The following is a 9,229-nucleotide window of genomic DNA, read 5'->3' on the forward strand; positions in this document are numbered from 1 at the left end:
AGCGGGAGCGGCCGCCTGAGCACCGGCAGTCGGAACGGGATTCGGGTACTTCATGTGCGTTCCTCCTATCCCTCGTTCTTGGAGCTGCCCAGACGAATGCGCGGGTCGAGGAAGGCATAGCTCACGTCTACGATAAGGTTGATGACCATCACGACGACCACGATGATGGTCACACCGCCCATGACGATGGGCCAGTCGCGCGCCGTGATCGCGCGGTAGATCTCATATCCAACACCCGGCCAGTTGAAGACCGTTTCGGTGAGAATCGCTCCAGCGAGCATGGCTCCGAAGTCGATGCCAATATAGGTGATGACCGGAATCAGCGCGTTCTTGAGCGCATGGTGGATGATGATGGAACGCTTCGAGAGGCCCTTGGCCTTCGCAGTGCGAATGTAATCCTGGTTCATGACATCCAGGAGCTGGGAGCGCATGATGCGCGCCGTGTACGCGGTCGACACGGCCGCGAGCGTGAAGGCGGGCAAGATGTAGTGCATCCAGTCCTGGTACGGCGAGGCCGGTCCGCCCGCACCCGAGATGGGCATGGAGAACGCGCCTCCCGTCCACTCCTTCATGAGGATGCCGAAGAACCATTGCAAAAGCATACCGAGCCAGAACGCCGGGATTGCCACCATGACAGACGTGAAGAGCGTCACGATGATATCCCAGAACGAGTAGCGCTTGATGGCAGAGAGCACGCCCGCGCCGATGCCCATGACAGCCTCGAGCGCGATGGCGCAAAGGGCGAGCTTGACCGTGTAGGGATACTTCTCCGCGAAGATGCTCGTCACCGAAACCTTCTTCTGATACGACGTGCCCAGATCGCCCTGCAACAGGTTGCCCATGTAATGGAGGTAGCGGTCGACGAGCGACGTGGGGATGTAGTCGCCGTTCTCGTCGCGCAGAGCGTTTCCGTCCTCGTCCACCTGGATGAGGTGGTTGTTGATGCGCATGATCTCCTCGGTCTGCTCGGGCACGTCTCGCCCGCCGGTAATCATCCTGATGGGGTCGCCGGGCACGACGTTCTGCAGCACGAAGAGGATGATCGTCACGCCGAGGAAGACCGGGATGAACTGCAGCACGCGCTTCGCGATGTAAGTTCCCATAAGGTTCCCCTCTAATCGGGATAGCAACAAGGGCGCCGACCCTTTCGGGTCGGCGCTCCAACCGTCAAACGTATTGATTATACGCCAACTTTACGCCGAGACGAGCTCGACCTTGGTCATATCCGCCTTCTTCAGCGGATCGAGGTAGTAGTAGGCCACGTTGTCGCCCACGACCTGGGTGTGGGTGTAGAACATGAGCGGGATCATCCAGCACTGCTCACCAAGCGTGGCGTTGACCTCCTGGTACTTGGCGATGCGCTCGGCATCGTCGATCGTGGCGCGCGCGTCGAGGAGCGCCTCGTCGATGGCGTCGTCACCGATCTGGGAGTAGTTGTCGCCCGAGGTCGAGAAGAACAGCGGGTACATGAAGTTGTCCATGATCGGATAGTCCGCGACCCAGCCGCAGCGACCGATCTCGTAATCACCGATGTCGTAGCGATCGAGGATCGTCGTCCACTCGTTGGTGTCGGCCTCGGCGGTGATGCCGACCTCCTTGAGGGAAGCCATGACGACGTCCATCACCTCCTTGTGGCCACCGTCCATGTTGTAGGTCAGCTTGATGGTCGGGATGTTGCCATCGGGATAAATCTGGGCGAGGAGCTCCTTGGCCGCGTCCGGATCATACTTGCAGTACGTCCACACGCCCTCCTCATAGCCGTTGATTCCGGGCGGGACGATGTTGTCGGCCGGGGTGCGGGTGCCGTGGAAGACCTCGTCGCAGATGGCCTCGCGGTTGATGGCCATGGAGACGGCGCGACGGAAGTCGGCGTTATCCCACGGAGCCACGGAGCAGTTGATGGTGAGGTAGTAGGTCGAGGGCTCGCCGCCGAGCAGGAGCTGGTGGCCGGGCGTGGCGGTGTAGCCGTCCTCGGACTCGCCGTAGGTATCGCGGGCCTCGGGGATCTGGGTGGCGGGCACATCGCAGACATCGAGGTTGCCAGCCTGGAACTCGCGGTAGGCGGTCTCCTGGTCCTTCTGGATGATGAAGTTCACGCTGTCGATGATGGCCTTATCGCCGTAGTAGTCATCATAACGGACGATGTTGATGTACTGGCCGTCCTCCCACTTGCCGTCCATCTTGAACGGGCCGTTGCCGATGGGCGCGCGGAAGAAGGTCTGGAAGTCGTCGAGCGCCACGGCGGGCACCGGCGCGAGCGCCGGGTGCGAGGCAACGTAGGGGAAGTCGGCGTAGCTGTAGGCGAGTTTCACCACGAGGGTGTTGTCGTCCGGGCAGGTCACGCCGGTGAGCTCATCGGCCTCGCCCTTGGTGAAGGCGTCGTAGCCGTCGACCATCGCGAGGTGGTAGCCGATGCCGGAGGGCGACTCGGGGTTCGTGTTCGGGTCGAGAATGCGCTCCCAACCGCGCTTCCAGTCCGCGGCGACCACGGTGTCGCCGTTGTGGAAGGTCGTCCCCTCCTTGAGGTGGAAGGTGAACTCGGTGGCGTCGTCGTTGACGTCCCAGCTGTCGCAGGCGAGGGGCTTGATCTCCTCGTTCTCGAAGTCGAACTGCGTGAGCGAGTCGAAGAGCTGGAAGCCGACCTGCGTGCCCTGATCCTCCATGAGGTTGTACGGGTCGATGGAAGTCGGGTTGTTGATGTAGTAGCGCAGGGTACCACCGGTCGTGCCGCCGGTCGCGGCGCTGCCGCTGCCACCCGCAGTCGTGCCACCCTTCTGGCCGCAGCCAGCGAGAGCCGCGAGGGCGCTCGTCGCAAGCGCGCCGCCCACGAAGTGGCGACGATCAAGCATCGGCTGCTTCTTCTCGAAATCTGCCATGCTTCCTCCTTAATATCGGGCGGGGCTGACCCCCGCCGCCTACGCAGCGAACCACTCGCCCATGGCATGGAGGCGAGCTCGTGCTTCGCAATATGATAGCGGATTATTGACGTTTTGTAAGCGGTAAATGCATAAAACGTTCAGGAAAAACTTTAGCTTGACAAAGTCACGTAATACGGAAAAGGCCAGCCATTCCTTACATAACGCAAGGATGGCCGGCCAGCCACGTATCAATCAGGCACTTCATACCGCTATGCAACGAGTGCGGTGCGGCGAATACGCGATCGCATTGTTTCGAAACGATGTACGAGGCGTGTAAGCTCCGTGCAAACGTGCTTAGATGACGTCCACGCCTACGATGCCGCCCTGCGGGAAGAAGAACATGCAGAGCAGGACGCACACCGCGAAGACCACGGCGACGATGACCGTAAGGCGGTCGAGGTTACGCTCCATGATGCCCGTGGCGGCGTTCGCGTTGTACAGGCTGCTCGCGATCATGTCCGAGATGCCCGTACCCTTGCCGGAATGCATGAGGACGAGGGCGACGAGCGCAAGCGCAGAGAGCGCCCATACGATGAAGATGAGGATCTGGAAGAAACCCATGGGTTCAAACTCCTGTTGACGTGAATTCGGTCTAACGGACGGTATGGTACCACACTTGATGGGTTGGTTGGGGGTTGGTTGGGGACGGGTTCGTTCCAACCCATTTCGCAAGCACGGCAGCGCTTTCTATGATGGGTTGGAACGAACCCGTCCCCAACCAACCCATTAAAGCGCCAGGGCAAGCGCCTCTGCGATATCCGTCCCGCGATAGACATGTGTCGCGGCGCGCTCCGCCTCGCCGGTCGCGTTGAAGGCCACCGACGTTCCCACCAGCTCGAAGAGCGGAATATCCGAACGGCTGTCCCCGATGGCGATGCATGCATCAAAATCGATACCCCGGCTCACGCAGAGTTCGCGCGCATAGGCGCACTTGCCTTCGCCCTCGAGCGCCAAGGCGACGCCACCCGTGCACACACCATCTTCCATTTCTAGCTCTGAGCCCACATAGCCGTCGAAGCCATAGCGTTTGCATAGATAGGCCGCGACCACTCCCCAGGCAAGCGACGCGATATGCGCCTCCCCTCCTGCGGCATGCACTGCCTCGACCGCACGAGCAACGCCGTCGACGAGCGGCATATCTTCAAGCATGCCGGAGAGCTCTTCCGTGCTGTGGCCTGCGTAGCCCGCCGCGTCGATGCGGCAGACCTCGTCGTTATCGATCTCGCCGCGCGCGTAAGCCGCTTCAGCCTCCTCCATTGCCCGCCCGTGACCCAGCAGGTTCGCGAGATACGCGCCCGACGTCGCCCCACGCGTCAGCGTCCCATCGATATCAAAAAACACAATCCGCTTCATGCTTCCTCTCCTGTTCCATGGGTTGGATGGGGACGGGTTCGTTCTAACCCATTTCGCGAGCACAGCAGCGCTTTCCAAGATGGGTTGGAACGAACCCGTCCCCATCCAACCCACTGGCCGCTGCTCACATGGTAATACGTGAAATTGTGTTATGCCCAATCCCCGTTAAGCGCTCAATTTGCTTAACCGTGATGCCCGCAGCTCGGAGCGCGCGCAACGCGGCGTCTCGCCGGCTCTTCGGAAGCTCCTTTATTTGTTGAGGCTCCATTCCATCGAGCGCGAATGCCGCCGCCCGCGCCGCGTCTTCATCCGGAACCCTTTTTGAGACACGCGGATAATAGAAGCCGAAGCGACCGTCTGCGCAAAAACCGAGGAAGCCCTCGCGACCTCCGATCATGCTAAGAACGCGACGCGTATCGGTTATGCCGGATCCGCGCAGGTAATCTCCGTAGCTGCTCCACCGATAGCCATCGACCGATGCGATGCCGGCTTTCGCGGGATTCTCATGGATGTAGCGAACCGCTTGCAGCAGCTGCCGATTGCTCGTGACGGGAATGCTCCTGAATCGACCTTGAAATACGGCGCCCACGTGCCCCGACTTCTCGTTGAAGGTGCGCGCATACGCCGTGCCCAGCGCATGCATCGCATGGCTCAGCCGACTATCGGGGTCATCGAGGAGCAGATGAACATGGTTGCTCATAAGGCACCACGCGATGATGGCGATGCCGTCGCCCTCGGTCTTCTCACTCAGCAATTCCAGGAAGCGAAGCCGATCATCGTCGTCCTCGAAGAGCAGCTGTTTCCCGTTTCTGCGTAAAACGACATGATAGAACCCGGATTCCGATTGCTGTCGCGGCCCTCGAGGCATGGTCATCCCTCCCCGTACGCATCATTGGGCAACCTCCTACGATTGCGAAGAGGTCAAGCGTAGCGAAGCGTGCGCCGCTCACGGACACCGCTTCGGTGAACGGCCTGAGGAAGCCATAAAGGGCTATAGGATGCATAATCAACGTTCAAATGGGTTGAAACGAACCCGTCCCCATCCAACCCATCAGAAAAGGGGCCGCCAGCAGACGCTGACGACCCCTTGCAAGGCGATGGGTTGGAACGAACCCGTCCCCATCCAACCGTTATTCCTCGGTAGCGAGGATGCGACCGGTCATCTCGGCGCTCGGCTCGAGACCAGCGAGCGAGAGCATCGTGGGCGCGATGTCGGACAGGCGTCCGTCCTCGATGCCCGTGAGCTTGGCCTTCGGGTCAACCACGATGAACGGCACGCGGTTCGTCGTGTGCGCGGTGAAGGGATGCTTCACCCCTTCCGCGTCCACGTCGTACATGTGATCCGCGTTGCCGTGGTCGGCGGTGATGAGGGCGAAGCCGCCCTTAGCGAGGATAGCAGGGATGACCTTGGAAAGGCCGTCGTCCACCGCCTCGACCGCCTTCACCGCGGCATCGAAGACGCCGGTATGGCCAACCATGTCGCAGTTCGCGTAGTTCACGATGTAGAAGTCCGCCGCATCGGCCTCGATGGCCTGAACGAGCTTCTCCGTGACCTCGGGCTCGGACATTTCGGGCTGCAGGTCGTACGTGGCAACCTTCGGCGAGGGCACGAGCACGCGCTCCTCCCCCTCCTTGGGCTCTTCCACGCCGCCGTTCAGGAAGAACGTAACGTGCGCGTACTTCTCGGTCTCGGCCGTGTGCAGCTGCTTCAAGCCGTTCTGCGCGATAACATCGGCGAGCACGTTCTCGGGGAAGGTCTTCGGGAAGGCGACCTCCACGTTCTTGAACGTGTCGTCGTACTCCGTCATGGTGATGAAGTGCGAGAGCCTGGGCGCGACCTTGCGCTCGAAGCCATCGAAGCCGTCCTGCGTGAACGCACGGGTCATCTCGCGGGCACGGTCGGGGCGGAAGTTGAAGAACACCATGGCGTCGCCGTCGTGCACGCCCTCGTTATGGCAGGCGAAGGGCTCGACGAACTCGTCGCCGCGCTCGTCCTTCTCGTAGTACGCCTTGACGCCCTCAACAGGATCCGTGTCGGTGTCACTCGCCTGCGTGATGACGTCGTAGGCGCGCTCGACGCGTTCCCAGCGGTTATCGCGGTCCATCGCCCAGTAGCGGCCGGACACGGTCGCGATGCGGGCGTCGACACCGGTGTACTTGGAAAGCGCCTCGAGGTTCTCCTTGAGCGTCTCGATGTAGCCGGCACCAGAATGCGGATCGACGTCGCGGCCGTCCATGAAGCAGTGGAAGCGGATCTTCTCCACGCCATGCATGGCGGCAAGCACGGAAAGCACCTCGCCGTGGCGCTGCATGGAGTGCACGCCACCTGGGGACACAAGACCCAGCAGGTGAACGGTGCCGCCGATCTTCGCCACGTCGGACATGGCATGCGCGAGCGTGGGGTTCTCCTCGATGGAGCCGTCGATGATGGCGTTGTTGATGCGGGAAAGCTCCTGGAACACGATGCGGCCCGCACCGATGTTCAGGTGGCCAACCTCGGAATTGCCCATCTGGCCGGCGGGAAGGCCCACGTCCTCGCCCGAAGCGCCGAGCGTGGTGTGCGGGTATTCTTCCCAAAGCTTGTCCAGGTAAGGCTTGTTGGCCTTGCAGACGGCGTTGTTGTCGCCCGCAGGAGCGAGGCCGAAGCCGTCCATGATGACCAGGAGCGCAGGAAGATGACGCTCAGCCATCCCTACTCGCCCGCCTTCTCGACCATCGCGGCGAAGCTATCCGCCTTGAGCGAGGCGCCGCCCACGAGTGCGCCGTCGACGTCCTCCTTCTCGAGGAAGCCGGCGATGTTCTCGGGCTTGGCGGAGCCGCCGTAGAGCACGCGGATGCCGGAAGCGATCTCCTCGCCGAAGATCTCGACGAGGGTGGCGCGGATGGCGCCGCAGACCTCCTGGGCGTCATCGGCCGTGGCGGTCTTGCCGGTGCCGATGGCCCAGATGGGCTCGTAGGCGATGACGAGCTCGTCGCCGGAGGCGATCTCGACGCCCTCGAGGCCGGCCTTGATCTGGCCGGTTACGAACGCGACGTGCTCGCCGGCCTCGCGGGTCTCGAGCGACTCGCCGCAGCAGAAGATCGGGACAATGCCGCCCGCGATGAGCGCCTTGGCTTTCTTATTCTCGTCCTCGTCGGTCTCCTTGAAGTAGTCGCGGCGCTCGGAGTGGCCGATAATGCAGTAATCAACGGGCACGCTCTTGAGCATGTCGACCGAGGTCTCGCCGGTGTAGGCGCCAGCGGCCTCCCAGTACACGTTCTGGGCACCAAGCTTGATGGGGCTCTCCTTGATTCCGCCCTTGCAGGAAACGGGACGGAGGTCGACGGTCGGCGGGCACACGCACACCTCGACGCCCTCGGGGATCTCGGGCAGCGCGGCGACGAGCGCCTGGGCGAGCTCGACAGCTTCCGGGATCGCGTTGTTCATCTTCCAGTTGCCCGCGATGAGGCGGGTGCGCTTACTCTGCGTCATTGAGAGCCTCCACTCCTGGCAGGGGCTTGCCCTCGACGAGCTGCATCGAGGCGCCACCGCCCGTAGAAATGAACGTCATCTTGTCGGCCAGGCCGAACTTGTTCACGGCAGCAACGGAGTCGCCGCCGCCGATCACGGAGTCGCAGTCCTGGTTGGCTGCGATAGCCTCGGCGATCGCCTTGGTGCCATGGGCGAACGTGTCCATCTCGAACACGCCGCAGGGGCCGTTCCAGAAGACGGTCTTGGCACCCGCGATGGCATCGGCGAAGAGCTGCTCGGTCTCCGGACCGATGTCGAGACCCTGCCAGCCGTCCTCGATCTCGCCGGTCTTGGCGATCTTGGTGTTGGCGTCGTTCGCGAAGTCGTCGGCCACGACGTTGTCAACGGGAAGCAGGAAGTTCACGCCGTTCTTCTTAGCCTTGTCGAGCATCTCGAGCGCGCGGTCGCACCAGTCGTCCTCGCACAGCGAGTTGCCGATCTTGCCGCCCTGAGCCTTGGCGAAGGTGTAAGCCATGCCACCACCGACGATGACGGTATCGGCGGAGTCGAGCAGGCGGTCGATGACGCCGATCTTATCGGAGACCTTCGAGCCGCCGAGGATGGCGACGAACGGGCGCTTGGGCTCGCTGAAGAGGCCGGAGAGGGTCGAGACCTCCTTCTCGAGCAGGAAGCCGGCGACTGCGGGCAGGTACTGGGCGGGACCCACGACGGAGCCCTGGGCGCGGTGCGCGGTGCCGAAGGCGTCGAGCACGAAGATGTCGGCGAGGTCGGCGAGCTTCTTGGCGATCTCGGGGTCGTTCTTCTTCTCACGCTTGTCGAAGCGGACGTTCTCGAGCACGAGGACGTGGCCGGGCTCGAGCGCGGCGGCAGCCTCAGCAGCAGCCTCGCCTAAAAGATTAATCATGTAATTCACCGTTTCTTCCACCGTAGCGCGAGGCAATTCATAAGAAGGCTGCACGTCATAGGTTTCCTTTATTAACGGAAGCCCTCCAAAGTGGCGAAACAAATCAAAATAACGAGATGCTACAATCACTTTAGCTTCTGCCGCCAAACGTTTTTTCTCCGCATCTTCCATATCCGGAACCCGCTCTACATTCTCCACAAAAAGTAATGCAGCACGAATCGCCTCCCAACAATTCTCTTTAGTATAACCAAAGCGCGTATCATCGCTACTATCCTCATCACCTGCCTTATAAGAGCCTGAATAGTATTTCCGGTTAATTCCATTCCAATCCGTGTGGCTATGCCAGCAATCGGACATCATTTCAAAGATTCCTGTGTTCATTTTCCCCTCCACCGTATTCCAATATACAGGGAGCGCGTAATAAAGTTTACTATAAGTATTCCACAGGAAAGCACGAGCGTACGTAGCTTTTCCGAAGATTGTATCTTGCGTTACTGCCACACCTGGAGCTTTTTCCAGAAAGCTATCTCCAAATTTTACCTGATCGACACAAGAAGAGACAAACAAAGCTACTCCCACAAA

General features: G+C 61.1%; 8 protein-coding genes. All 8 read right to left on the minus strand.

Features of this window, described 5'->3' with window-relative positions; all coding sequences use genetic code 11:
* Positions 1–65 precede the first annotated feature (65 nt).
* On the minus strand, positions 66–1,103 hold the full coding sequence (locus QZ079_RS05595) for an ABC transporter permease (protein ID WP_297036156.1): 1,038 nt from the start codon (positions 1,101–1,103) through the stop codon (positions 66–68).
* A 90-nt stretch (positions 1,104–1,193) separates the two neighbouring features.
* Positions 1,194–2,876, minus strand: a complete 1,683-nt coding sequence (locus QZ079_RS05600) for an ABC transporter substrate-binding protein (RefSeq protein ID WP_297036159.1) — start codon at positions 2,874–2,876, stop codon at positions 1,194–1,196.
* A 336-nt stretch (positions 2,877–3,212) separates the two neighbouring features.
* On the minus strand, positions 3,213–3,479 hold the full coding sequence (secG, locus tag QZ079_RS05605; protein ID WP_291288423.1) for a preprotein translocase subunit SecG: 267 nt from the start codon (positions 3,477–3,479) through the stop codon (positions 3,213–3,215).
* Between the two features lie 165 nt (positions 3,480–3,644).
* On the minus strand, positions 3,645–4,271 hold the full coding sequence (locus tag QZ079_RS05610) for an HAD family phosphatase (RefSeq protein WP_297036163.1): 627 nt from the start codon (positions 4,269–4,271) through the stop codon (positions 3,645–3,647).
* A gap of 124 nt (positions 4,272–4,395) precedes the next feature.
* The gene (locus tag QZ079_RS05615; protein WP_297036166.1) at positions 4,396–5,139 is read right to left on the minus strand and encodes a transposase; all 744 of its coding nucleotides are present in this window, start codon (positions 5,137–5,139) and stop codon (positions 4,396–4,398) included.
* Between the two features lie 262 nt (positions 5,140–5,401).
* Positions 5,402–6,961, minus strand: coding sequence for a 2,3-bisphosphoglycerate-independent phosphoglycerate mutase (gene gpmI / locus QZ079_RS05620; RefSeq protein WP_297036169.1), 1,560 nt, complete (start codon positions 6,959–6,961; stop codon positions 5,402–5,404).
* A 2-nt stretch (positions 6,962–6,963) separates the two neighbouring features.
* The gene (gene tpiA / locus QZ079_RS05625; RefSeq protein WP_297036172.1) at positions 6,964–7,743 is read right to left on the minus strand and encodes a triose-phosphate isomerase; all 780 of its coding nucleotides are present in this window, start codon (positions 7,741–7,743) and stop codon (positions 6,964–6,966) included.
* Positions 7,730–9,028 (minus strand): phosphoglycerate kinase, encoded by a 1,299-nt coding sequence (gene pgk / locus QZ079_RS05630; protein WP_366926433.1) that lies wholly within the window; start codon positions 9,026–9,028, stop codon positions 7,730–7,732. The genes tpiA and pgk overlap by 14 nt, the downstream gene beginning before the upstream one ends.
* Positions 9,029–9,229: the final 201 nt, after the last annotated feature.

This window comes from uncultured Enorma sp. (genome assembly GCA_905210055.1).
Classification (GTDB): domain Bacteria; phylum Actinomycetota; class Coriobacteriia; order Coriobacteriales; family Coriobacteriaceae; genus Enorma.

Excerpts from the sequence above, each read along its gene's own strand:
- QZ079_RS05595 (WP_297036156.1), bottom strand. The coding sequence starts at position 1,103 with ATGGGAACTTACATCGCGAAGCGCGTGCTGCAGTTCATCCCGGTCTTC.
- QZ079_RS05600 (WP_297036159.1), bottom strand. The coding sequence starts at position 2,876 with ATGGCAGATTTCGAGAAGAAGCAGCCGATGCTTGATCGTCGCCACTTC.
- secG (WP_291288423.1), bottom strand. The coding sequence starts at position 3,479 with ATGGGTTTCTTCCAGATCCTCATCTTCATCGTATGGGCGCTCTCTGCG.
- QZ079_RS05610 (WP_297036163.1), bottom strand. The coding sequence starts at position 4,271 with ATGAAGCGGATTGTGTTTTTTGATATCGATGGGACGCTGACGCGTGGG.
- QZ079_RS05615 (WP_297036166.1), bottom strand. The coding sequence starts at position 5,139 with ATGCCTCGAGGGCCGCGACAGCAATCGGAATCCGGGTTCTATCATGTC.
- gpmI (WP_297036169.1), bottom strand. The coding sequence starts at position 6,961 with ATGGCTGAGCGTCATCTTCCTGCGCTCCTGGTCATCATGGACGGCTTC.
- tpiA (WP_297036172.1), bottom strand. The coding sequence starts at position 7,743 with ATGACGCAGAGTAAGCGCACCCGCCTCATCGCGGGCAACTGGAAGATG.
- pgk (WP_366926433.1), bottom strand. The coding sequence starts at position 9,028 with ATGAACACAGGAATCTTTGAAATGATGTCCGATTGCTGGCATAGCCAC.